Raw genomic sequence first — 23,445 nt, forward strand, 5'->3', positions numbered from 1 at the left:
TCCAATAGGCAGAGAACACCCGAAGAGGAGAGTTCGTTGTCGTCGCTAATTCTAAAAGGCCGCAATGTCAGGCTCCGCCCGCCATGTGCCGAGGACGCCGATGTGCGCTTCGCCTTGGGTACGAATGCCGAGATCGCGGAGATGTATGGCGTCAACAGGGAGGACATCAAGCCCATCACCCGTGAGGGCGCGACGCAATGGGTTCAGGGTATCGCCGATCACCCTCACGCATGGGTTATCGAGATCGAGGGTGCCTTTGCCGGCGTGATCAGATTGGATAAGGTCAATCGCCGGGACCGGCGCGCGACGATGGCAATCGGGATTTATGATCCAGCGTTGCTTAGTAAAGGCTTTGGCACGGAAGCGATCACGCTTCTGCTAGCTCATGCCTTCGGCGATATGGGACTGCACCGGATCGGAATACGCGTGCTTGCCTACAACAAGCGCGCAATCCGCGCCTATGAGAAATGCGGTTTTGTTGTCGAGGGAAGGGAGCGGGAAACCGCCTACGTCAACGGCGCCTGGCACGACGACATCATGATGGGGCTGCTCGATCGCGAGTTTTCGCTATTACCCCTTGAGGGGAGGTCGCCGCCCAGCGGCGGGCGGCGGTGATCCTGAGTGCAGGGGGACATCGTCCCGCCCCAGCACTTTGTGCCGACCCTCCCCCTCAAGGGGCCCTCAAGGGGAGGGTCGGGAATCAGCAAATCTCCGTCGTGGCGATCTTGATGCCGAAGCCTTCCAGGCCGACATAGTGCCGTTCGCGGCTGGTGAGCAGCTTGATCGAGCTGACGCCGAGGTCCTTCAGGATCTGTGCGCCGAGGCCGATTTCCAGCCACTCGCTCTCGCGTGTCTGCGCCTCGGCATGGGCTTCCCGACCGGCCTGGCACGATTTTCGGCCGTTGTCGATATGGCCGACGCCGACGGAGCCTTCCCGCAGATAGACGATGATGCCGCGGCCCTCTTCGGCGATCTTTTTCATGTAGAAATCCACCGGGCTGCTCTTGCCGAAAATATCCTCGGCGACGTTTTCCGGATGCAGACGAACCGGAATGTCGATGCCATCGCGGATATCGCCGAAGACGACGGCGAGATGCTGCATTGGATCCCAGGGCAGCGAATAGGTGTGGGCGCGCGCCTTGCCGAATGGCGTCTCGATGTCGAAGCTGGCGCCGAGTTCGATCAGCGTTTCCTTGCGCTGGCGATATGCGATGAGATCGGCGACCGAAACAAGCTTCAGCCCGTGCTGTTCGGCAAAGCTCACCACTTGCTGGCCGCGCGTGACGGTGCCATCGTCATTGACGAGCTCGCTGATGACGCCGATCGGCGGAAGGCCGGCAAGCTTGCAGAGGTCGACCGCAGCTTCGGTATGGCCCGAACGCATGAGCACGCCGCCTTCGCGCGCAACCAGCGGGAAGATATGGCCGGGACGGACGAAATCGGTGGGACCGACATTCGGATTGGCGAGGTTTCGAACCGTCAGGGTCCGGTCGTCGGCGGAAATGCCTGTTGTGGTGCCGTGCTTGAAATCGACGGAAACGGTGAAGGCCGTCGTATGGGCGGAATCATTTTCCGCGACCATGGCGTTGAGGTTCAGCCGCTTGGCCTCCTCGCGCGGCATCGGTGTGCAGACGATGCCGGACGTGTGGCGAACGATGAAGGCCATCTTTTCCGGCGTGCAGTGAACGGCGGCAACGATCAGATCGCCTTCGTTCTCGCGGTCGTCATCGTCCATGACGACGACGATCTCGCCGGCTTCGAAAGCCCGGATGGCATCGACAACGCGCTTCTGGTCGTAAGACATCTCGAAGTTCCTATCTCTGCTGGCCCGTCTGGCCGCGATCCCTCAGATAATGGTCGGCAACGGCGCAGGCAACCATCGCCTCGCCGATCGGAACGGCGCGAATGCCGACGCATGGATCGTGGCGGCCCTTGGTGCGGACATCGACATTGTTGCCATCGGCATCGATCGACTGGCGTTCCGTCAGGATGGACGAAGTCGGCTTGATGGCGAAGCGGGCGACGATCGGCTCGCCTGTGGAAATGCCGCCCAGGATGCCGCCGGCATGATTGGACAGGAATATGCGCTTGCCGTCATTGCCCATGCGCATGGCATCGGCATTTTCCTCGCCTGTGAGTTCAGCAGAGGCGAAACCCTCCCCGATTTCGACGCCCTTGACGGCGTTGATCGACATCAGCAGCGAGGCGATGTCCTGATCGAGCTTGCCGTAGATCGGTGCGCCGAGGCCGGCCGGCACGCCTTCGGCCACGACTTCCACCACGGCGCCGATCGAGGAGCCGGCCTTGCGGATGCCGTCGAGATACTCTTCCCATACCGGCACGATGTCCGGATCAGGCGCGAAGAAAGGGTTTTGATCGACCTGAGCCCAATCCCAATTGGCGCGGTTGATCTTATGCTTGCCGATCTGCACCAGCGCACCGCGGATCGTCGCGCCGGGCACGACGAGGCGGGCGATGCCGCCGGCAGCAACACGCGCTGCCGTTTCGCGAGCCGATGAGCGGCCGCCGCCGCGATAGTCGCGAATGCCGTATTTGACGTCATAGGTATAGTCGGCATGTCCGGGACGATAGCGCCGGGCGATTTCGCCATAGTCCTTCGAACGCTGGTCGGTATTCTCAATCAGCATCGAGATCGGCGTTCCGGTCGAGATCATCGTCTCGCCGTCCTCGTCTATCATGACGCCCGACAGGACCTTGACGAGATCGTCCTCGCGCCGCTGGGTTACGAATCGCGATTGCCCCGGCTTGCGCTTGTCGAGCCAGGTCTGAATGTCCTGCAGTTTGAAGCGGAGGCCAGGAGGGCAGCCATCGACGACGCAGCCAAGCGCCGGGCCGTGGCTTTCGCCCCAGGTGGTGACGCGGAAAAGATGACCGAATGTATTGTGCGACATATAGAACGACCGGATTGGTGCAGCCTGTCGGGCAGACCGCGTCTTGTCTCTTGCAATTTCGGCCCACTCATAGAGCATGACGCCGAAAAGTGTAAGCGGTTTTCGGGCAACATCATGCTCTGCCTATTTGATTGCAATGCCGGACCACTGAGACGGTTCAACCTCGACCATTGGCGGCCAAAAGCCGGCAAGACAAGATCTTTCTTCAGCCGCGCGGCATCTCCCTTTGCTTGCGCGTGCCGCATGGTAAACAAAGATTAATCTGCCCTGTGGATTGTGACGAAGCATTCACCAATTGGGCGGGCGAAGCCACTATTGCGGGCAACTTCCGCCATATTCGACGTGTTTTCTAGGCCGCATAAGAAATCACAAGCAATTTGACCTGAAGGGTGACGACGATGCGCTTCTTTGTAGCGACGCTTTTGGCCACGGCAAGCCTGCTTGCTCCTGTCGCTGGTTTTGCTGAAAGCGCGGATGTCGAGGCCGTCATCAAGAAGGTCGATGCGAAGAACTTCAACATCACGCTGGATGATGGCAAGAGCTATCAGGTGCCGGAAGATTTCGATTTCAGCGGCCTGCAGGCAGGCGTCAAGGTCGTCGTCTTCTATACGGAAGTCGACGGCAAGCGCGTCGTCAACGATCTTGATATCGTTCAATAAACCCCGGCATCGTCAGGCACATCCGGCGGCGGTGAAACTCAGAAGTGGCTTGATCGATTTCAAGCGGTTCTCCGAGCAACGCTCCCCGGTCTCATCCAGAAGCGCGTTACATCCAGCCGATGATCTTCATTTCCGGATCGACTTTCAGGATCTGGTCCTGATGGATGGGGATTTCGGCAGCTTCTTCCTTTTCGACATCGCCGATCAGACGGAACAGCGTGCGTATGACGCCGCCATGCGTGACGCAGACTGTCGGCCGGTCGATGGAAGTCAGCCAGGAGCCGACGCGCCAGGAGAGGATCTCGTAGCTTTCGGCATCGTCACCGGGCGGGATAAAATCCCATTTGTTCGCCTTGCGCTCGGCAAGACGGTCAGGCTCGGTCGCCTTCAATTCCTTGAGGGTAAAGCCTTCCCAAGCCCCGAAGGATACCTCGATCAATCGGTCGTCGGTGCGGTAATCCCTGGGCGGCAGCCCCATGGCCTGCCGAAGGATTTCCATGGTTTCGCGGGTACGCCTTAACGGGCTGGCGACGAAATCGAAGGGAATGTTTTCGAAGGCGAGGATTTCGGCGAGATCGATGCCGTTCTGCCGTGCCTGTTCGCGGCCGATGGCGTTCAGATCGATATCTTTCTGCCCTTGCAGGCGACGCTCGGCATTCCAGTCGGTCTGACCGTGACGTATCACATAAAGGATGGGCGACACGGTCAGATTCCTGTTGGTCAGTCCTTCGCGACGGAAATGTCGGGCGCGTCCACGGCCTTCATGCCGACCGTGTGATAGCCGGAATCGACGTGGTGGATTTCGCCGGTCACGGCCGTCGACAGATCGGACAGCAGATAGAGGGCGGAATTGCCGACTTCGTCGATCGTGACGGTCCGCTTCAGCGGCGCGTTGTACTCGTTCCACTTCAGGATGTAGCGGAAGTCGCCGATGCCGGAAGCAGCGAGCGTCTTGATCGGGCCTGCCGAGATCGCATTGACGCGGATGCCGCGGCTGCCGAGATCGACCGCGAGGTAGCGCACGCTTGCTTCGAGAGCAGCCTTTGCGACACCCATGACGTTGTAGTGCGGCATGACCTTCTCCGCACCATAATAGGTGAGGGTGATCATCGAGCCGCCGTCATTCATGATTCGCTCGGCGCGCTGCGCAACCGCCGTGAAGGAATAGACGGAGATGTCCATCGTCTTCGTGAAGTTGTCGCGGCTGGTATCGAGGTAACGGCCGGTCAGCTCGTCCTTGTCGGAAAAGGCGATGGCGTGCACGACGAAATCGATCTTGCCCCATTTCGCCTCAAGCGTGTCCATGACGGCATCGATCGTTGCCGGCTCGGTCACGTCGCAATGGCCGGCCATGAAGGCTCCGAGTTCCTGAGCGAGCGGCTCGACGCGCTTCTTCAGGGCATCGCCCTGCCACGTCAATGCGATTTCGGCTCCGGCATCCGAGCAGGCCTTGGCAATACCCCACGCTATCGAACGGTTGTTTGCTACGCCGAGGATGACGCCGCGCTTGCCTGCCATGAGGCCAGTGGATTGAGCCATATTCTGCTCCCTTGAACTTTCGAATGACCCTGCCTATGGCATAGGCCGTTCCCCTGTTCAAGCATCGTAAAGATCATCAACTGTTAGGGATCGTAACAAAGGGTGCTGTTGTCACCAAAATTTCACAGGAAAAGCCCTTCGCGCATGCTGCGCATGAGATCCGTGACCTTGTCGTCGGGTTTTTCCCAGAGCATCAGCCGCAATTCGACAATAAGATCACCCTTTGCGCCGTTGGCATCGGGCAATCCCTCGCCGGAAATGCGAACCACCTGATCCGAGCCGGACCATGCCGGCACCGTGATCGTGACCGGCCCGTTCAATCCTTCGACGGTTGTCTCGCAACCAAGGACCGCATTTTCGATGCTGACGGGCAATATCGTGCGCACATCGCTGCCATCGAGCGTGAAGCGCCCGTCGGTCGACAGATGCACGGTGACGGCGACGTCACCGCGCAGCATGCCCTGCAGTTTCAGCCCCTGGCCCTTGAGGTGCAGCACCTGGCCGTTGGAAATATCCGTCGTCGCCTGGAAGCGCGCCTCGCGGCCGTCGGGCAGCGGCACGATGATCCAGCGGCTCTTCAGCATGTCGTCGAGCGTCACCGTGGCTTCGGCGGCGACCTCCGGAGTTTTTTCCGGCCACTTTTCGGGTACATTGCCGCCCGTGATGCGCCGCACCAGGGAGCCGAGAATGCCGAAGGCAGAGCGCGAGCCGGCCGAGACGGTTGCGAGCTGCTCTTCTTCCGCCTGCTCTTCTTCCGCTGCTGCGGTATTGGGTTGCTCCTGCGGCTTTTCCGCCTGCGGTGCGGCGGCAGCCGCGGCTTGCGCCTGGCCAGCCTTCACTCCGAAAATGCGCTCGACCATATCTTCCGGCGACTCGGCGGCATTGTTCTGCTGGGCGGATGCGGCTGATGCTGCCGCCTTGCGGGCATTGGCGCGTGCGAGTTCTTCCATGATCTTCTCGGCATTGGCACGCGCTGCCCGGGCTCGTTCGGCCGCCTCGCGGGCCGCTTGGCGCTGCTGCATGATCGTCTGTTCCCGGCTCTGGCCTTTCGCTTCGGCCATGCGCGCGATCTGATCGTAGCGGCTGCGCTTCTGCGGATCCTTCAAGGTCTCGTAGGCACGGCCGATTTCGGCAAAACGCTCCGATGCGGTCGGATCACCCAGATTGTGATCGGGATGGGCGGTCTTTACCAGGCTACGCCAGGCGGATTTGATTTCGTCCGCCCCCGCATCCTTCCTAACGCCCAGCACCTTATACGGATCCTGCATCTTTCCCGCCATCATCCCATGGATGTGCTCAGCCCCATCGGAGCACCCCAAGCAAAGAAACCATTGATGGCGCTTCGCCATCCCGCCTCCTGTCATGGAAGGCAAGGCTGGTGCGCCGATGAGCCAATCCTGCGGGAAGAGTTGCTAATCAGGCGTTACGGCGGAGAGGGGCAGCAAATCCTGATTTTGGGGCATGGTTAGCCAATCGCTAACAGGCGACCCCAAAAATTCGCAGCTGAATGGAGCGCACTGATGACAGCGCCATGCATGTGGGCTCAAAATGCTTTGGAGGCGAGAAAAACGGAAAGGCGGCGGTCAGCCCGCCTGCTGGAAGCTTAGCAGCTGCCATTCGCCGAGACCGACAAGGCATGTCCTGCCAGAGAAATTGGCAACGCCCTGATAGGAGTGCCGGCTGGTGCGGAATTGGCGGCAGACCACGCCGGATGCATTGCTTTCGACAATCGTGTCGATGACGCCGGCGCTGCCGGTCGAGGTATTTGCCCAGGGTATGGGCTGGCCGTTGAGCTTATTGAGGTCCGCCGAGGTAACTGCGTTACGTACCGTGGTCTCGTCGGAGATGCTGTCCGTTGTCACGGGCGCCGTCGGCACGGTGCCTGTCGATACGCTACGGTCCACCTTGGTCGAGCTGAGATAGTCCATGCTGCCGCCGACGCAGCCGCCAAGGGTGAAAAGGGAGATGAGGGCGGCAGCCATCGTCACGCCTTTTGCAAGCTTGCGCTTTGTATGAACGATCGACTTTGCTATGACTTCCACCCGAACTTCTTGGCCAGCCAGAGGGGCTGGCGGTTATTAGGAATTGCGGAGCTTTTGAATTAATATGTCGGAAAACGAGTTAACAAGCGGTGACTTCACCGAGCAGAACGAACCTTTCAGTCTCTTTGCGTCCTGGCTCCGCGAGGCGGAGACCACCGAACCGAACGATCCGAATGCGGTAGCGCTGGCAACGGTGGATAAGGATGGTTTGCCAAATGTCCGCATGGTTCTTCTGAAAGGCTTCGATAGCGACGGATTCGTATTCTATACAAATTTCGAAAGCCAGAAAGGCCAAGAAATTCTTTCCCAGAAGAAAGCGGCCATGTGCTTCCACTGGAAGTCGCTTCGTCGCCAGGTACGCCTGCGCGGTCTGGTTGAGGTGGTGAGCGACAAGGAAGCCGATGAATATTTCAAGACCAGGGCGCGGGGCAGCCGCATCGGCGCCTGGGCCTCGAAGCAGTCGCGCCCTCTGGAAGGCCGCTTCGCGCTTGAAAAGGCCGTTGCCGAATATACCGCCCGTTACGCGATAGGCGATATTCCGCGCCCGCCTTTCTGGTCCGGCTTCCGCATCCGGCCCCTGTCGATCGAATTCTGGCACGACCGCCAGTTCCGCCTGCACGATCGCATCGAATTTCGCCGCGATGTACCGGAAGGTGCTTGGCAGAAGGTGCGGATGTATCCATAAACACTATGCCGTTCCCCGGCGTCCCATCAGCCGCATGGGAATGCCGGATGCAAGTGCCGACGCATAGCGTGGCTTCTGGTAATGGCCGTTCAGCGATAGCCGCGGCAGCAATAGCGGCGCGTTGCCGTTCGCTGCCGTGATCGTACCGGGGCGGGTGGTGACGCCGACGGAAAAGCCGAGTTCTGCCGCAAGCCGGCCCTCGCGCGGGGAGACGGCTTCGGTCGTACCATAGGGATAGGCGACTGCGGTCGGCCGCTGCCCCGTGATATCGGCGACGTAATCGGCCGAAAGGGCCATTTCTGCCGCAGCCTCCGCTTCCGTGAGCCTTGCCAGGGCCCGATGGCTCACCGTGTGTGCGCCAAGCGCAGCAAGCGGATGGTGCGAGAGTTGCAGCAACTCGTTCCGATCCATGATCGATGCATGGACAATATCGAGCGGTTCCAGCCCGTGATGCCGGGCAAGTTCATCGATGCGGCCGACGGCTTCGCTTTCTTCGTGGCTGTGGACGAAAGCGGCGAAGCGGGCAAATGCGGCATGCTTCTGGCCATCCTTGCCGAGCGGTAGAAATTCTTCGCCCGATCCGAAATCGAATGTCAGCCGATCCAGCCGGCCGAGCAATTCGGCAAGCGTCTCCCACCATATGCTGTGGGTCCGTTCCGAAAGCCCTTGGGCGACGAAGACGGTGAAGGGCACCTGATGGCGCGCAAAAATCGGCAATGCGTGATCGAGATTGTCGCGATTGCCGTCGTCGAGCGTGAAGGCGACGAAGGGCGGCTTGCCGGCGGCGCTCGCTGCTCGTGAAGGAAGGGCGTCGAGCGCGATGAACTCGTAACCGTCCTGTTTCAGCCGTGCGATGGCACGATCGAGAAAATCCGGCGAAACCTCCAGATGCGCATTGGGCGCAAAGCGGCGGGGGAGGGCAGGGCGGACGTGATGCAGAGTGAAGATCGTGCCGAGGCCGGCAACATCGCGCATCAGCCCCGCACCTTTCAAGATTGCGGCAGCCTCCAGCCCGCTTGAGATCATCGTGCGCTTCAGGCGGACCTTAATGCCCTGTTCCATGCGGCTCGACCCGGTTGACCAATGTCAACGCTGTAGCGCAAGCCCGTTAAACCTTACTGAATCTTTGTCATCATTTCCAATGCGTTAATGCTTATTTTACCAGGAAAGGCAAAATTGAAGAACTATCGAGGCTGTTGCCTCAATATCGCACCGATATCACGCTTTTTGTCGCAAAATCATACAGGGATTGATGCGGTGTGTTGGCATTCTTTCGGTTGGGGACAATTATGAAACGACTTCTGATGGCTTTGTCTGCGGCCGTCTTGCTGTTGAGCGCTCCCGCGGCGAGCTTCGCCGGCAGCGCCTATTTCATCATGGACGCGAAGACCGGTAAGGTGCTGACATCGAGCAATGCGGATGACCTCAACCATCCGGCATCGCTGACCAAAATGATGACTTTGTATATGACCTTCGAGGCCATCCACCGGGGCAAGCTGAGCTGGAACAGCCGGATCCCGGTTTCGCGCTTGGCCGCTGCCAAGCCGCCAACCAAGCTGGGCCTCAAGCCCGGTGGCACGGTGACTGTCCGCGAAGCCGTCGATGGCATGATCATCAAGTCCGCCAATGATGCCGCGGCCGCCATGGCGGAAGCGCTCGGCGGCAGCGAAAGCGGCTTCGCGCGGATGATGACGCAGAAGGCGCGCGAACTCGGCATGCGCCGCACCACCTTCCTGAATGCTTCGGGCCTTCCGAACATGCAGCAGTGGACGACGGCGCGAGATATGTCGACGCTCGCCGTCGCGCTGATCAACAACTATCCCCAGGAATACCGTCTCTTCTCGCAGGCGAGCTTTAACTATCGTGGTCGTTACGTGCGCGGCCATAACAATCTGATGTATCGTTATGAAGGCATGGACGGCATCAAGACCGGCTATACCAATGCCTCCGGCTTCAACCTGGTCAGCGCCGTGCGCCAGGGCAATCGGCGCGTGATCGGCGTCGTTATGGGCGGCGCCACCGCGCGCGGCCGCGATGCGCTGATGGCGTCGCTGCTGGATCGCTATATCCCCAAGGCAAGCCCAGTCGCGACATCGCGTCTGGTGGCGAGCGTCGGCGGCGGCAAGGCGGCCAAGCAGGTCGAAGTGGCGTCTGCATCGGACGATGTTGCCGTGGATGTCGATGCGCAGACCACCGCAGCCACCCCGCGCAAACGCGCGGAGATTGTTCCGATGGCATTCGCTGCCGCCTCGAATGTCACTGTTCCGATGGATCGCCCGGCTGCGATGGACGAAATCCTCGTCGACAACAAGCAGTCGGCAGCCGCAGCCAAGCCGGCGGTATCCGGAAGCTGGCAGGTGCAGATCGCGGCGACGCCGACCGTGCAGGCTGCCAAGGATCTGTTGTCCGAAGCGAAGTCCAAGGCAGGCAACGCGCTCGCCAACGCCTCGCCCTATACGGAGGCCGTCGGCAAGGGCCCCAGCACCGTCTATCGCGCCCGCTTCACCGGCTTTGCAAGCCGCGACGATGCGAGTTCGGCCTGCTCCGCTTTGAAGCGCAAGGACTTCGATTGCATGCTGCTGCCGAGCAAGGGCTGAGCACAATCTCAATTGTAATAAGGTCGAGCCGGCGGACCCATCTTCGCCGGCTCGACTTTTTTGCGGGAATCGTTCATGGATGTGGGGAACATAGAGGGAACGATTTCGATGCTGAAAGATCTGATGGAGCAATTCGAAACGGCCTCGGCCCTCTACGCCGCCGACAACGGGATGGAGCGCGACGACGATTGGTTCGTGCTGAAGCTCCAGGAGGAGATGGGCGAGCTGATCCAGATCTGGAACAGGGTCACCGGCCGCGGCCGTCGCAAGGGCATGAGCGATGCGGATCTGGCAACCGCACTTGCCGACGAAACGGCCGATGTGCTCGGCCATATTCTTCTATTCGCGCATCGCAACGGCCTGGATCTCAACGCTGCCATCGAGCGCAAGTGGCGTTTCCGCCCGTATGAATAGGGGAGGGGGTTACGCCTTGGTGCCGCCCACCGTGATCTGATCCATGCGCAGATGCGGCTGGCCGACCCCGACGGGAACCCATTGGCCCGCCTTGCCGCAATTGCCGATGCCGGTATCGAGCTTCATGTCGTTGCCGATCATCGAAACGCGCTTCATCGCATCCGGCCCGTTGCCGATCAGCATGGCTCCCTTGATCGGAGCGCCGACCTTGCCGTCCTGGATGAGGTAGGCCTCGGTGCAGCCGAAGACGAATTTGCCTGAGGTGATATCCACCTGACCGCCGCCGAAGGAAATGGCGTAGATGCCCTTCTTCACCGAGGCGATGATTTCTTCCGGCGTCTTGTCGCCGCCGAGCATATAGGTGTTGGTCATGCGCGGCATGGGCGTATGCGCATAGCCCTGGCGGCGGCCGTTGCCGGTCGCCTTCATGCCCATGAGCCGCGCATTCTGCCGGTCCTGCATGTAGCCGACCAGCTTGCCGTTCTCGATCAGCACGTTATAGGCGGAGGGCGTGCCTTCATCGTCGACGGTAATGGAGCCGCGGCGGTTCTCGATCGTGCCGTCATCGACGACGGTGACGCCGGGTGCTGCCACCATCTGGCCCGTCAGGCCAGCGAAGGCCGATGTCTTCTTGCGGTTGAAATCGCCTTCGAGCCCATGCCCGACGGCTTCGTGCAGCATGACGCCCGGCCAGCCGGAGCCGAGCACGACATCCATCGTACCTGCCGGCGCCTCGATCGCCTCCAGATTGACGAGCGCCTGGCGCAGAGCCTCGTCGGCGCCGTGATGCCAATTGTCCTCTGTAACGAAATCGCCGAAGCCGATGCGGCCGCCCGTGCCGAAGGAGCCTGATTCCTGCCGGTCGCCATCACCCACCATCACGGAGATATTGACACGCGTCATCGGCCTCACATCGCGAACACGATGACCGTCGGCGCGCAAAATGTCGACCACCTGCCAGCTTGCGGCGATGGATGCCGTCACCTGGCGCACCTTGGGATCCTTGTCGCGCAGATAGCTGTCGATCCGCTGCAGAAGCTTCGCCTTCTCCTCGAAACTCGGCGTGCCGATCGGGTTCTCATCGCCGTAGAGCACCTTGTTGGTACGCTGGGGTGCGGCCGCATAGGAGCCGGCATAGCCCGACGTTACCGCTCGCACGGCATCGGCGGCGCGCTTCAGCGCTGCCTCGGAAAGATCCCCCGCATGGGCATAGCCCACCGCTTCGCCGGCAACGGCGCGAAGGCCGAAGCCCTGTTCGGTATTGAAGCTGCCGCCCTTCATCCGGCCATTGTCGAATGTCAGCGATTCGGCCTGGACATGCTCGACGAAGAGCTCGCCATCGTCGGCGCCCGAAAGCGCCTCGGCAACGATGCCGCGCAGCTTGGCTTCATCGGCATCGAAAAGAGTGAGGAGATCGGTATTCATGGGTCAGGTGCTCCGTTCAGAGCCGATGTAGGCTTCGCACCGCGCAAGAGCAAGCCCATCCAGTCAGGGAAGAGCGTCGTAACCTTCGGCGAAGCCCTTCAGATCCACGGGGATGCCGATGCCTTCTTCCGGTGACTGGAAGACGATGAAGGTTGCCGTGGCCCCGCTGCGCAGGGTCTTCAGCAATTGGTCCTCCAGCACGACTTCCGCGTAGCAGCCGTCGGAGAAGCAGCGCACGAAATAGGCGCGGCCGATATCCTTGCCGTCGATATTGAGGCCGAGACCGTTGGGCAACAGCACACCGAGCGGCGCCAGCACGCGAAGAATCTTGGACTTGCGGTCAGCCGTCTTCAGCACGACGACGGACAGACCGATTTCCGGCCGATCCTCGGCAATCACGTTCTGCATCAGCGCGCATTGCTCGGTCGAAGCGCCGGCCGGCTTGTCGCAGACGACGGACCACGCGCCATGGCTGGAGCGAACCGTACCCGGCGGTTGCGGGACCTGGCTTGTCGGAACCTGCTGCGTGTGCGGCTGCTGCTGGCCCGGCTGGTCCGGCTGCAACTGTTGGGTCTGCTGCGCCGGCGGCTGAGTCTGCTGGCCCTGTTGCGCCCACGCGGGTGCGGCAACTGCGGCAGCGACGCTGCCGGTAACGAGCAAAAGCCGGGCAAGGGAACGAAAACCCATGGAAACCTCTAGATTCGAATCAGTGCCGCTATTGTTGAAGCCCAGGCCGGCAAATGAAAAGCCCCGGCTGCTGGATTCCAACCGAGTACGGCGGAAATACGACGTCTACTCCATTTTGTCCCGGCGGCGCCATGGACCGCGATGCAATTTTTCGTATGATGATGAAATGCTTGCCATGTCCGCGACAAGCATGGGGGATATTCGCGCAAAAATGCCGCACTAACAAATGTCTTGAGTTGTTGCGGAGCACCCCAAACTGTGGTTTGAAGCGCAATGGATTGTAGGGATACTGCGTTTGAGGAAGATCTGGGATCAAACGCTGGAGGGAGAGACATCGTGATGAAAAGAGCTTACGCGGCTCTGGCGGCTATGATCTGTCTGCTTTTTGCGACAGGCAGCTACGCCGATCAGCCGAGACCTTGGGAAACCGGTATGCAGCAGGCGGCAACCGGCAACATGCATCAAATCCGCTGGTTTGAGGCATACACGCTTTGGTTTATCATTCCGATCACGCTGCTTGTTTTGGCCCTGCTGGTGGTGGTCATGGTCAAGTTCCGGGCTTCCAAGAACCCGGTTCCATCCAAAACGAGCCACAATACGCTGATCGAAGTCATCTGGACCATCGGACCGGTCCTCATTCTTCTCTTCCTGGCTATTCCCTCCTTCAATCTACTGACCGATCAGCTGACCTTCCCGGAGAAGACGGATGTCACCGTCAAGGCGACGGCGACGCAATGGCAGTGGAACTATGAATATGAGGGCAGCGGCGCAACGCCCGTCGCCTTCGATTCCTTCATGCTGAAGGAGCAGGACCGCACCGCCGCCGGCAAGGACGACAAATCGAAATATCCGCGGCTGCTTGCTGTCGACAACGAAATGGTCGTTCCCGTCGGCAAGAACGTGCGCCTTCTCATCACCGCCGCGCCGACCGACGTCATCCATTCCTTCGCCATGCCTGCATTTGGTGTTAGGATTGACGCCATTCCGGGTCGTCTGAACGAAACCTGGTTCAATGCTGACCGCGAAGGCCTGTACTATGGACAGTGTTCCGAGCTCTGCGGCAAGGATCATTCTTTCATGCCGATCGCCATCCGTGTCGTCTCCGACGATCAGTACAAGCAGTGGCTGGCCGCTGCTGCAACCGATGTCGGCAAGGCGAACAAGGCTCTGATGGCCGCCGTCGATCAACCGACGACCGTCAAGGTCGCGGAAAATACGGCGAAGTAAGAGGGTAGGAACAATGGCTGGATCCAAGGTACACGACGATCATTCGCATGATCTTCAAGACGCGCACGCGCACGACGATCATCACGCACACAAGCAGACCTTCGCCGAGCGTTGGCTGTTTTCGACGAATCACAAGGACATCGGCACGCTCTATCTGATCTTCGCGATCTTTGCGGGCGTGATCGGCTTCCTCCTCTCCGTTGCCATCCGCATGGAATTGCAGGAGCCCGGCATCCAGATCTTCAGCGGTCTGGCCTCGATGGTCTACGGCTTCTCGGGAGATGCCGCCATCGATGGCGGCAAGCAGATGTACAACGTCTTCGTCACCGCCCATGCGCTGATCATGATCTTCTTCATGGTCATGCCGGCGATGATCGGCGGCTTTGCCAACTGGATGGTGCCGATCATGATCGGCGCGCCTGACATGGCGTTCCCGCGCCTCAACAACATTTCCTTCTGGCTGCTCGTTCCGGCCTTCCTGCTGCTCATCCTTTCGATGTTCGTCGAAGGCCCGGCAGGCGCATACGGCGCGGGCGGCGGCTGGACGATGTATGTGCCCTTGTCGGGCACGGTCGGCCATCCCGGCCCGGCGATCGATCTGGTCATCTTCGCGCTGCATATTGCGGGTGCTTCTTCGATCCTCGGCGCGATCAACTTCATCACCACGATCCTGAACATGCGCGCTCCCGGCATGACGCTGCACAAGATGCCGCTGTTTGCCTGGTCGGTTCTGATCACCGCCTTCCTGCTGCTTCTGTCGCTCCCGGTTCTCGCCGGCGCCATCACCATGGTGCTGACCGACCGCAATTTCGGCACGACCTTCTTCGCGCCGGAAGGCGGCGGCGACCCGCTGCTCTACCAGCACCTCTTCTGGTTCTTCGGCCATCCGGAAGTCTACATCCTGATCCTGCCCGGCTTCGGCATGATCAGCCACATCATCTCGACCTTCTCGCGCAAGCCGATCTTCGGTTATCTCGGCATGGCCTACGCCATGGTCGCGATCGGCGCCGTCGGCTTCGTCGTCTGGGCTCACCACATGTATGTGACCGGCCTGTCGCTCGACACGCAGCGCTACTTCGTCTTCGCGACGATGGTCATCGCGGTACCGACGGGCGTCAAGGTCTTCTCGTGGATAGCGACGATGTGGGGCGGCTCGATCCAGTTCCGCACGCCGATGATCTGGGCGCTCGGCTTCATCTTCCTGTTCACGCTCGGCGGTGTCACCGGCGTCCAGCTCGCCAATGCCGGCCTCGACCGCGAACTGCATGCGACCTATTACGTCGTGGCCCACTTCCACTACGTTCTGTCGCTCGGCGCCGTCTTCGCCATCTTCGCCGCCTGGTACTACTGGTTCCCGAAGATGACCGGCTATATGTACAATGAGCGGATCGGCAACTGGCACTTCTGGATCACCTTCATCGGCGTGAACATGGTGTTCTTCCCGCAGCACTTCCTGGGTCGTGCCGGCATGCCGCGCCGTTACATCGACTATCCGGATGCCTATGCCGGCTGGAATTTCGTTTCCTCCATCGGCTCCTATGTCGCAGCCGTAGGCCTTTGCTTCTTCTTCTGGGGCGTTATAGATGCCTTCGCAAAGAAGCGTGTCGCAGGCGACAATCCCTGGGGCGAGGGCGCAACCACGCTCGAGTGGCAGCTTTCGTCGCCGCCGCCCCACCATCAGTGGGAAGAGCTGCCGCGCATCAAGTAGCTCATTTCCGGACGCCGTGATAAGCGGCGTCCGGCTCAACGGATCATTGGAAGAAAGAATGACGGTCATCGACAATCACGAAGCGCTCGCAAAGCAAGGCGATACTGGCCTGTCGGAAGCGGGTGCGCGCGATTATTTCGAGCTTCTGAAGCCGCGTGTGATGTCGCTGGTCGTCTTCACCGCCTTTACCGGGCTGGTGCTGGCCCCCGGCCACATTAACCCCGTTCTCGGCTTCATCGCCATTCTTTGCATTGCCGTCGGTGCCGGCGCGTCGGGCGCGCTGAACATGTGGTACGATGCCGATATCGACGCCGTCATGAGCCGCACCGCACGCCGGCCGATACCCTCTGGCCGCATCAACCCCTCGGAAGCCCTGGCCTTCGGCCTGGTGCTGTCGGGATTTTCGGTGACGATCCTCGGCCTGGCGATCAACTGGCTTTCGGCCGGCATTCTCGCCTTCACCATTTTCTTCTATGCCGTCGTCTACACGATGTGGCTGAAGCGCTCGACGCCGCAGAACATCGTCATCGGCGGTGCAGCCGGCGCTTTCCCGCCCGTCATCGGCTGGGCCTGCGTGACCGGCAGCGTGCCGGTCGAAAGCATCGTGCTCTTCCTCATCATCTTCCTTTGGACCCCTGCCCATTTCTGGGCGCTGGCACTGTTCAAGATGGGGGATTACGAGGCCGTCGGCGTACCCATGCTGCCGAATGTCTCCGGCGCCCAGACGACGAAGAACCAGATCGTCGTCTATGCGGTGCTGACCGCGATCTTCGGCGTCGTGCCGGCCTTCCTGGGATTTGCAAGCTTCGGTTATGGTGTCGTTGCCGCAGCGCTCGGCGCGATCTTCGTGCACTGTTCCATCGCCGTCTGGCGCATGGCCGATAGCGACGTGAAGATGGTGCCGGCAAAGAAGCTCTTCGGCTTTTCCATTTTCTATCTTTTCGCGATCTTTTCCGCGCTGCTGATCGACCGCCTCGTTGCCGTGCTGATGTCGGGCGGTGCCGGAGGCTGGCTATGATCGAACTTGTCAAGCTGACGGACGCGCAGAAGAAATCGCGGCGAGGGCGCAACATTGCGCTCGGGCTGGTACTTGCCGGTCTGGTGGTCCTGTTCTACGCGATCACCATCATCAAGGTCGGTTCCGGACACGTTTGAGGAGGCGTGATGGAGGGGGAGGTTACAAAAAGCACGAGGAGCGGCGCCCGTAACAACGGGATGATCGTTGCCATGTGCCTGAGCTTCGTCGTCGGCATGAGCGCCATGTGCGCCGCCGCCGTGCCGCTCTATCGCATGTTCTGCCAGGTGACGGGCTATAACGGTACCACGCAACGAGCCGAGCAGGTGTCGAACGTCATCCTCGACAAGAAGATCCAGGTTTCCTTCGATGCCAATGTCGCGCCCGGCCTGCCATGGGATTTCAAGCCGCTGCAGGCATCGGTAAGCCCGAAGATCGGCGAGACCGTCGAGGTAAAGTTCCAGATCGAGAACAAGTCGGACAAGACGGAGCGCGGCCAGGCGATCTTCAACGTCTCGCCCCTGGAGGCCGGGGTCTATTTCAACAAGGTCCAGTGCTTCTGCTTCAACGAGACGGATCTCGCGCCTGGGGAAAAGCGCGAGATGTCGGTGGTTTTCTATGTCGATCCTGAGATCGCCAGGGCTCCGGAAACCAAGACGATCAACGCGCTGACACTATCCTATACCTATTACCCACGGGAAGGCGCAAAGCCCGTGGCATCCAACGACGCCGCAGTGCGGCGGGTGGAAAAAAAGCTTTGATGGAGAGTGCTTTTCGGTTTGACCGGAAGCAATATGGGAAAAAGTTATTCGGGGATTGCTGATATGGCCGAAGTGCATCAGAGAAAACACGATTATCACATTATCGATCCCAGCCCATGGCCGATCATTGCGGCCTTTGGGGCCTTCGTGATCACCTTCGGCGGTGTCTGCTTCATGCGCTACCTGAATGGCGGCGCGCTGCATCTGTTCGGGATCAATTTCGCCCAGCCCTGGCTGTTCTTCATCGGTCTCGCCGTCGTCCTCTACGTCATGTACGGCTGGTGGGCCGATACGATCAAGGAGGCCCACGAGGGCGCGCATACCCGCGTCGTGTCGCTGCATCTGCGCTACGGCATGATCATGTTCATCGCCTCCGAGGTGATGTTCTTCGTCGCCTGGTTCTGGGCCTATTTCGATGTCAGCCTGTTCCCGAACGAGGCGATCCAGGCGTCGCGCACGGCCTTCCTCGGCGGCCAGTTCCCGCCGAAAGGCCTTGAAGTTCTCGACCCCTGGCACCTGCCGATTTACAACACCATCATCCTGCTCCTCTCCGGCACGACGGTCACCTGGGCGCACCATGCGCTGCTGCATGGCGACCGCAAGGGGCTGATCCAGGGCCTGACGCTGACCGTGCTGCTCGGTGCGCTGTTCTCCTGCGTCCAGGCCTATGAATATGCGCACGCTCCATTCGCGTTCAAAAACTCGATTTACGGCGCGACTTTCTTCATGGCGACCGGCTTCCATGGTTTCCACGTTCTGATCGGTACGATCTTCCTGCTGGTCTGCCTGGTTCGCGCCATCAGGGGCGATTTCACGCCGAAGCAGCATTTCGGCTTCGAGGCGGCGGCCTGGTACTGGCACTTCGTCGACGTGGTCTGGCTTTTCCTGTTCTTCTGCATCTACATCTGGGGCAGCTGGGGCGCACCGCTCGCCGCTGGTTGATCGGCAGTGATCTCTGGAAAACAAAGGGCGGGCGCTCAGCGTCCGCCTTTTTACGTCCTCAATCTTTAGAGGCAAGCCTTTCGAACGCAGTCGGATAGGGCAGGCCTTTGGCGAGCAATTGCCGGATTTCCTCGGCGCAGGTCTCAGGGCTTTTCACCGACGTATCGACTTCCAGATCATAGATGCCGGGTCGGTGCACCTGTTCCTGCCAGGCAATTACCGGCGCGGGGACAGGCATACCAGCTTCGATCTTCACGTAAGTACCCTGTCTTTCCGGCCCTTCCGCCAGTCGCCGCTGCATGATGACATCGAGCGGGCAGCGCACTCCGACGAACAGAACGGGCAGCCCTGCCAGCAGCCGAGCGCAATCGGCAAGGATGCCGCGCGGTTGCGAATAGCTGTCGTGATGGCCGAATTCGGCGATGACATTGAGCCCCATGCGGCTATGTGCGGCGATCGAGGCATAGAGTGCGGCATAAAGGCGCGCAACCAGCGGCTCCAGGTCGGGCCGCTCGCCGCCGGCGCGCAGGCCGATACCCGGACGATAGCGTGGAGGCGTGATATGCCGCACATGGGCATCGACGCCGAGATTGACCCACACGCCCTCGAAATCAGCCTGTATCACCTCGACGATGCTGCTTTTTCCGGATCGCGGCGCGCCGTTGAGAATGATGATCTGACCAAGAGGCGAGCCTTCGTTGCCGGCCATGACTTCAATCCTTTTAGCGTGCTTTCCCTGGCCGCAGAGGCGGGAGGTGTCCGCGCTTTTCGATTGGACGGATGCCTGCATCGCGGTTACTGATGATGACAGGGGCGAGATCGACAGGCTCGCTCGCAAAAGGCAGACCGATCGAGACCGAACTTTGACCTCAGAGAAAGACAAGACGCCGGACGAGGCTTCCCATGGTGACAGCGCTCTCTTTGCGCCTGTCGATCCATTCAAGGTCGGCATTAAGGGATGTTGCCCGCGTTGCGGCCAAGGCAAGCTCTTTGATGGATTATTATCGCTGAAGCCGCGCTGTGCCGCCTGCGATCTGGATTATGCCTTCGCCGATGCCGGCGATGGCCCGGCGGTCTTCGTCATCCTTATCGTCGGTTTCATTGTCATCGGCCTGGTCCTCTGGATGCAGATCAATTATGCGCCGCCGGTATGGGTCTATATCGTGCTGTTCGCTCCGCTGACGATCATCCTTTCGCTTCTGTCTCTGCGCTGGTGCAAGGGCATCCTGATCGCCCTGCAATATCGCAATAATGCAGCCGAAGGGCGCGTCCATCGTGACTGAGTCCGCAGTGCCCATCCGTCGCGCCAATCCTTTATGGCAGATCGCCAAGGCACTGCTTCTGCTCGTTGCGCTCGTCATCCTGCTTGGGCTCGGCACCTGGCAGGTCGAGCGCCTGCAGTGGAAGGAAGGTCTGCTGGCAGACATTGCCGCCCGCAAGGACGCACCCGCCATACCCTTGTCGGCGATCGAGACGATGGCGGCATCCGGCGGCGATATCGAATATCGCGTCGTGACGGCGACGGGCCGTTACCTCAACGACAAGGAACGGCATTTCCTTGCCACCTACGACGGCGATCCCGGCTATCACATCTACACGCCGCTGCAGCTCGACGACGGCCGCTTCATCTTCGTCAACCGGGGCTTCGTTCCCACCGAGGCCAAGGATCCCGAAAAGCGTAGGAAAGGCGAACTGGCGGGCGAACAGACCGTGACCGGCCTTGCCCGCGCCAAACTCGCCGAGCGGCCCGACGGCATGCCGGATAATGATCTCGGCAAGAACATCTTCTTCTGGAAGGATCTGGATGCCATGGCCGCCAGCGCCGGCCTCCCAAAGGACAAGGTGCTGCCCTTCTTCATCGACGCCGACAAGACGCCCAATCCAGGGGGCTTGCCGATCGGCGGGGTGACGATCATCGATCTGCCGAACAACCACCTGCAATATGCCGTGACCTGGTATGGCTTGGCGGCGGCGCTGACAGCGATCGTCGCCATATCCTGGTGGCGCAAGCGCCATCCGGATGCACCCTCACAATAGAGACATGCAATAGAATAGCTTCATTTCGATGGAATATTCCGCTAGAGCATGATCCCGATAAGTGCGCCGCGGTTTTGGATAGGATCGTGCGGACTGAATCGAGCAGGCGGCAGGGGCACTATCTATGGCTCAGCCATCGCCGCGCATTTCGGAAGAGAGATGAACATAGCCGTTTCCAAACCTGACCTGACCATCCGGCTTTGCGGGCCGCGCGGCTTCTGCGCCGGCGTCGACCGCGCTATTCAGATCGTCGTTCTGGCTCTGAAGGCCTATGGCGCGCCTGTTTATGTCCGTCACGAGATCGTGCACAACCGCTACGTCGTCGAGGGTCTGGAGGCCAAGGGCGCCATCTTCGTCGAGGAGCTGGATGAAATCCCGGCCGAGCATCGCGCCCAGCCCGTCGTCTTCTCGGCTCATGGCGTGCCGAAATCCGTGCCGGCCGATGCCGATGCGCGCAATCTCTTCTATCTCGATGCCACCTGCCCGCTGGTCTCCAAGGTGCACAAGCAGGCCATGCGCCACAATCGCCTCGGCCGTCATGTCATCCTGATCGGCCATGCCGGCCATCCGGAAGTGATCGGCACCATGGGCCAGCTGCCCGAAGGCGCCGTGTCGCTGATCGAGACGGTGGAGGATGCCGACGTTTACGAGCCTGATGATCCCGACAATCTCGGCTTCGTCACGCAAACGACACTCTCGGTTGACGATACCGCCGGCGTCATAGCGCGCCTGCAGGAGCGTTTCCCGAATCTCACTGCGCCGGCTGCGGATTCGATCTGCTACGCCACCACCAACCGGCAGGAAGTGGTGAAGGAGGCGGCATTGGGCTGCGATCTTTTCCTCATCGTCGGGGCGCCGAATTCCTCCAATTCCAAGCGCCTCGTCGAAGTGGCGCTGAGGGCGGGGGCGAAGAAGTCCGTGCTCGTCCAGCGTGCCTCGGAGATCGACTGGGACAATATCGGCGACATCAAGACGGTCGGCCTCTCGGCTGGCGCATCTGCGCCGGAAGTCATCGTCAACGAGATCATCGAAGCGTTCCGCGCCCGCTACAATGCCGTGGTGGAACTCGCTGAAACTGTGAAGGAAACCGAGAATTTTCTCGTCAATCGCGAGCTTCGCAGTATAGAGCTGACGGCAGCAGACATGGCTTTCGTTAACGGAGAATGAGAGGGCCACCTCGTCCTTCGGGGCTTTGCCGCCCGCGCTGACGCCGCATCGGCAACGCACCTCAGGATGAGAGGACAAGAGTTTCGCCGCCAGACGCTTGGATCAGCCCTCATGGTGAGGAGGTTCGCCTGAGCATGTCGAAGGGGGCGTCTTGAACCACAAGGGCGGGTGGTTACGGCGCACGCGTATATCAAGGGAATAGTTCGTGGCTGTTTATACCGATATTACCGAAGACGATTTGAAGTGGTTCCTGACTGAGTATGATGTCGGCGAGTTGCTTTCCTATAAGGGCATTGCCGAAGGCGTCGAGAATTCGAATTTTCTGCTGCATACGAGCCGCGATCCGCTGATCCTGACGCTCTATGAAAAGCGCGTCGACAAGGGCGATCTGCCGTTTTTTCTGGGGCTGATGCAGCATCTGGCAAGTCGCGGCCTATCCTGCCCGCTACCCTTGCCGCGCCGCGACGGCGCCCTGCTCGGCCATCTCTCCGGTCGTCCTGCGGCCCTGATCTCCTTCCTTGAGGGCATGTGGCTGCGCAAGCCTGAGGCGCACCACTGCCGCGAAGTCGGCAAGGCGCTGGCCTCCATGCATATTGCCGGCGAGGGTTTCGCTATCCGCCGCCCGAACGCGCTGTCGCTCGAGGGCTGGCAGATGCTCTGGGAAAAATCCGAGGCCCGCGCCGACGAAGTCGAAGCGGGTCTGCAGGACGAAATCCGCGGCGAACTCGATTTCCTCGCAAAGCATTGGCCAAGCGATCTGCCCGAGGGTGTCATCCACGCCGATCTCTTCCCGGATAATGTCTTCTTCCTCGGCGACACGCTGTCCGGCCTCATCGACTTCTATTTCGCCTGCAACGATCAGCTCGCCTACGATGTCTCGATATGCCTGAATGCCTGGTGCTTCGAGAAGGATCACGCCTACAACATCACCAAGGGCATGGCGCTGCTGGAGGGCTATCAGAGCGTGCGGCCGCTGAGTGCTGCCGAAATCGCCGCCTTGCCGACGCTTGCACGGGGCTCGGCTCTGCGCTTCTTCCTGACGCGCCTCTATGATTGGCTGACGACTCCGGCCGGCGCTCTCGTCACCAAGAAGGACCCCATCGAATATCTGCGCAAGCTGCGCTTCCACCGCCAGATCGCTTCCTCAGCCGAATATGGGCTGAAAGCATGAAGCACGTCGATATTTTTACCGATGGCGCCTGCTCCGGCAATCCCGGCCCCGGCGGCTGGGGCGCGGTGCTTCGTTACGGCGAGGTGGAGAAGGAATTGTCCGGTGGCGAGGCGGAGACGACCAACAACCGCATGGAGCTGTTGGCGGCGATCTCCGCACTCGGCGCTCTGAAGAGCCCTTGCGAGGTCGATCTCTATACCGACAGCGTCTACGTCAAGGACGGCATCACCAAGTGGATTTTCGGCTGGAAGAAGAATGGCTGGAAGACCGCGGACAAGAAACCGGTGAAGAATGCCGAGCTCTGGCAGGCGCTGGACGAAGCCTATAAGAGGCACAAGGTGACGCTGCACTGGGTCAAGGGCCATGCGGGACACCCGGAGAATGAGCGCGCCGACGAGTTGGCGCGCAAGGGGATGGAGCCGTTTAAGCGGAAGTAGGTTGGGGCGCCAGGCCCGAT

26 protein-coding genes are annotated in these 23,445 nt (G+C 60.5%); 16 read left to right on the top strand and 10 right to left on the bottom strand.

Annotated features, from left to right (window positions below; genetic code table 11):
* Nucleotides 1–36 precede the first annotated feature (36 nt).
* Nucleotides 37–615 carry a GNAT family protein gene (locus C7U61_RS04060; RefSeq protein WP_106996817.1) on the top strand — a complete coding sequence of 193 codons (579 nt, stop codon included), beginning with the start codon at nucleotides 37–39 and terminating at the stop codon, nucleotides 613–615.
* An 85-nt stretch (nucleotides 616–700) separates the two neighbouring features.
* Here C7U61_RS04060 and ribB read toward each other — a convergent pair whose 3' ends face one another.
* Nucleotides 701–1,804: a 3,4-dihydroxy-2-butanone-4-phosphate synthase gene (gene ribB / locus C7U61_RS04065; RefSeq protein WP_106996818.1), complete on the bottom strand. Its 1,104-nt coding sequence runs from the start codon at nucleotides 1,802–1,804 to the stop codon at nucleotides 701–703.
* A 10-nt stretch (nucleotides 1,805–1,814) separates the two neighbouring features.
* Complete coding sequence (gene aroC / locus C7U61_RS04070; RefSeq protein WP_106996940.1) at nucleotides 1,815–2,912, bottom strand: chorismate synthase; 1,098 nt, start codon at nucleotides 2,910–2,912, stop codon at nucleotides 1,815–1,817.
* Between the two features lie 398 nt (nucleotides 2,913–3,310).
* Between aroC and C7U61_RS04075 the strand changes: the two genes are divergently transcribed.
* Nucleotides 3,311–3,571 (top strand): DUF1344 domain-containing protein, encoded by a 261-nt coding sequence (locus C7U61_RS04075; RefSeq protein WP_015339036.1) that lies wholly within the window; start codon nucleotides 3,311–3,313, stop codon nucleotides 3,569–3,571.
* A 106-nt stretch (nucleotides 3,572–3,677) separates the two neighbouring features.
* Here C7U61_RS04075 and C7U61_RS04080 read toward each other — a convergent pair whose 3' ends face one another.
* The 4 genes from C7U61_RS04080 to C7U61_RS04095 form a co-directional block, all read right to left on the bottom strand.
* Nucleotides 3,678–4,274 (bottom strand): histidine phosphatase family protein, encoded by a 597-nt coding sequence (locus C7U61_RS04080; RefSeq protein WP_106996819.1) that lies wholly within the window; start codon nucleotides 4,272–4,274, stop codon nucleotides 3,678–3,680.
* A gap of 17 nt (nucleotides 4,275–4,291) precedes the next feature.
* Entirely contained in the window at nucleotides 4,292–5,110 is an 819-nt protein-coding gene (gene fabI / locus C7U61_RS04085; RefSeq protein WP_069613741.1) for an enoyl-ACP reductase FabI, read from the bottom strand.
* Nucleotides 5,111–5,232: 122 nt separating this feature from the next.
* On the bottom strand, nucleotides 5,233–6,378 hold the full coding sequence (locus C7U61_RS04090) for a DnaJ domain-containing protein (RefSeq protein WP_106996820.1): 1,146 nt from the start codon (nucleotides 6,376–6,378) through the stop codon (nucleotides 5,233–5,235).
* Nucleotides 6,379–6,693: 315 nt separating this feature from the next.
* Entirely contained in the window at nucleotides 6,694–7,092 is a 399-nt protein-coding gene (locus tag C7U61_RS04095; protein WP_181315787.1) for an RT0821/Lpp0805 family surface protein, read from the bottom strand.
* Between the two features lie 124 nt (nucleotides 7,093–7,216).
* Here C7U61_RS04095 and pdxH point away from each other — a divergent pair, with 124 nt between their 5' ends.
* Nucleotides 7,217–7,837: a pyridoxamine 5'-phosphate oxidase gene (gene pdxH, locus C7U61_RS04100; protein ID WP_106996822.1), complete on the top strand. Its 621-nt coding sequence runs from the start codon at nucleotides 7,217–7,219 to the stop codon at nucleotides 7,835–7,837.
* Nucleotides 7,838–7,840: 3 nt separating this feature from the next.
* Here pdxH and C7U61_RS04105 read toward each other — a convergent pair whose 3' ends face one another.
* Nucleotides 7,841–8,899 (bottom strand): polysaccharide deacetylase family protein, encoded by a 1,059-nt coding sequence (locus C7U61_RS04105; RefSeq protein WP_106996823.1) that lies wholly within the window; start codon nucleotides 8,897–8,899, stop codon nucleotides 7,841–7,843.
* Nucleotides 8,900–9,126: 227 nt separating this feature from the next.
* Here C7U61_RS04105 and C7U61_RS04110 point away from each other — a divergent pair, with 227 nt between their 5' ends.
* Nucleotides 9,127–10,434 (top strand): D-alanyl-D-alanine carboxypeptidase family protein, encoded by a 1,308-nt coding sequence (locus C7U61_RS04110; RefSeq protein ID WP_106996824.1) that lies wholly within the window; start codon nucleotides 9,127–9,129, stop codon nucleotides 10,432–10,434.
* A gap of 108 nt (nucleotides 10,435–10,542) precedes the next feature.
* Nucleotides 10,543–10,848: a pyrophosphatase gene (locus C7U61_RS04115; RefSeq protein WP_106996941.1), complete on the top strand. Its 306-nt coding sequence runs from the start codon at nucleotides 10,543–10,545 to the stop codon at nucleotides 10,846–10,848.
* A 9-nt stretch (nucleotides 10,849–10,857) separates the two neighbouring features.
* Here the strand turns inward: C7U61_RS04115 and tldD are convergent, their stop codons facing one another.
* A complete protein-coding gene (gene tldD / locus C7U61_RS04120; protein WP_106996825.1) occupies nucleotides 10,858–12,273 on the bottom strand; it encodes a metalloprotease TldD in 1,416 nt (471 codons plus the stop codon).
* A gap of 63 nt (nucleotides 12,274–12,336) precedes the next feature.
* Nucleotides 12,337–12,960: an invasion associated locus B family protein gene (locus tag C7U61_RS04125; protein WP_106996942.1), complete on the bottom strand. Its 624-nt coding sequence runs from the start codon at nucleotides 12,958–12,960 to the stop codon at nucleotides 12,337–12,339.
* Between the two features lie 339 nt (nucleotides 12,961–13,299).
* Here C7U61_RS04125 and coxB point away from each other — a divergent pair, with 339 nt between their 5' ends.
* The 6 genes from coxB (at nucleotide 13,300) to C7U61_RS04150 (ending at nucleotide 18,613) form a co-directional block, all read left to right on the top strand.
* Nucleotides 13,300–14,187, top strand: a complete 888-nt coding sequence (coxB, locus tag C7U61_RS04130) for a cytochrome c oxidase subunit II (protein ID WP_106996826.1) — start codon at nucleotides 13,300–13,302, stop codon at nucleotides 14,185–14,187.
* Nucleotides 14,188–14,200: 13 nt separating this feature from the next.
* Nucleotides 14,201–15,895: a cytochrome c oxidase subunit I gene (gene ctaD, locus C7U61_RS04135; protein WP_106996827.1), complete on the top strand. Its 1,695-nt coding sequence runs from the start codon at nucleotides 14,201–14,203 to the stop codon at nucleotides 15,893–15,895.
* A gap of 58 nt (nucleotides 15,896–15,953) precedes the next feature.
* On the top strand, nucleotides 15,954–16,913 hold the full coding sequence (locus tag C7U61_RS04140) for a heme o synthase (RefSeq protein ID WP_106996828.1): 960 nt from the start codon (nucleotides 15,954–15,956) through the stop codon (nucleotides 16,911–16,913).
* Nucleotides 16,910–17,050, top strand: a complete 141-nt coding sequence (locus C7U61_RS19445; RefSeq protein WP_174173787.1) for a hypothetical protein — start codon at nucleotides 16,910–16,912, stop codon at nucleotides 17,048–17,050. Before C7U61_RS04140 ends, C7U61_RS19445 begins: the two co-directional genes overlap by 4 nt.
* Nucleotides 17,051–17,059: 9 nt before the next feature.
* Nucleotides 17,060–17,671: a cytochrome c oxidase assembly protein gene (locus C7U61_RS04145; RefSeq protein ID WP_106996829.1), complete on the top strand. Its 612-nt coding sequence runs from the start codon at nucleotides 17,060–17,062 to the stop codon at nucleotides 17,669–17,671.
* 63 nt (nucleotides 17,672–17,734) lie between these two features.
* Nucleotides 17,735–18,613 carry a cytochrome c oxidase subunit 3 gene (locus tag C7U61_RS04150; RefSeq protein ID WP_106996830.1) on the top strand — a complete coding sequence of 293 codons (879 nt, stop codon included), beginning with the start codon at nucleotides 17,735–17,737 and terminating at the stop codon, nucleotides 18,611–18,613.
* A 58-nt stretch (nucleotides 18,614–18,671) separates the two neighbouring features.
* Here C7U61_RS04150 and C7U61_RS04155 read toward each other — a convergent pair whose 3' ends face one another.
* On the bottom strand, nucleotides 18,672–19,322 hold the full coding sequence (locus C7U61_RS04155; RefSeq protein ID WP_106996831.1) for a chloramphenicol phosphotransferase: 651 nt from the start codon (nucleotides 19,320–19,322) through the stop codon (nucleotides 18,672–18,674).
* A 154-nt stretch (nucleotides 19,323–19,476) separates the two neighbouring features.
* On the opposite strand from C7U61_RS04155, the gene C7U61_RS04160 reads away from it, so the two are divergent.
* The 5 genes from C7U61_RS04160 (at nucleotide 19,477) to rnhA (ending at nucleotide 23,425) form a co-directional block, all read left to right on the top strand.
* Complete coding sequence (locus C7U61_RS04160; protein WP_106996943.1) at nucleotides 19,477–19,896, top strand: DUF983 domain-containing protein; 420 nt, start codon at nucleotides 19,477–19,479, stop codon at nucleotides 19,894–19,896.
* A complete protein-coding gene (locus C7U61_RS04165) occupies nucleotides 19,889–20,650 on the top strand; it encodes an SURF1 family protein (protein ID WP_106996944.1) in 762 nt (253 codons plus the stop codon). Before C7U61_RS04160 ends, C7U61_RS04165 begins: the two co-directional genes overlap by 8 nt.
* 159 nt (nucleotides 20,651–20,809) lie before the next feature.
* Nucleotides 20,810–21,817 carry a 4-hydroxy-3-methylbut-2-enyl diphosphate reductase gene (ispH, locus tag C7U61_RS04170; RefSeq protein WP_106996832.1) on the top strand — a complete coding sequence of 336 codons (1,008 nt, stop codon included), beginning with the start codon at nucleotides 20,810–20,812 and terminating at the stop codon, nucleotides 21,815–21,817.
* Between the two features lie 205 nt (nucleotides 21,818–22,022).
* Nucleotides 22,023–22,988 carry a homoserine kinase gene (locus C7U61_RS04175; RefSeq protein WP_106996833.1) on the top strand — a complete coding sequence of 322 codons (966 nt, stop codon included), beginning with the start codon at nucleotides 22,023–22,025 and terminating at the stop codon, nucleotides 22,986–22,988.
* The gene (rnhA, locus tag C7U61_RS04180) at nucleotides 22,985–23,425 is read left to right on the top strand and encodes a ribonuclease HI (protein ID WP_106996834.1); all 441 of its coding nucleotides are present in this window, start codon (nucleotides 22,985–22,987) and stop codon (nucleotides 23,423–23,425) included. Before C7U61_RS04175 ends, rnhA begins: the two co-directional genes overlap by 4 nt.
* Nucleotides 23,426–23,445 lie beyond the last annotated feature (20 nt).

It is taken from the genome of Rhizobium sp. JAB6 (assembly GCF_003024605.1).
Taxonomy (GTDB): domain Bacteria; phylum Pseudomonadota; class Alphaproteobacteria; order Rhizobiales; family Rhizobiaceae; genus Rhizobium.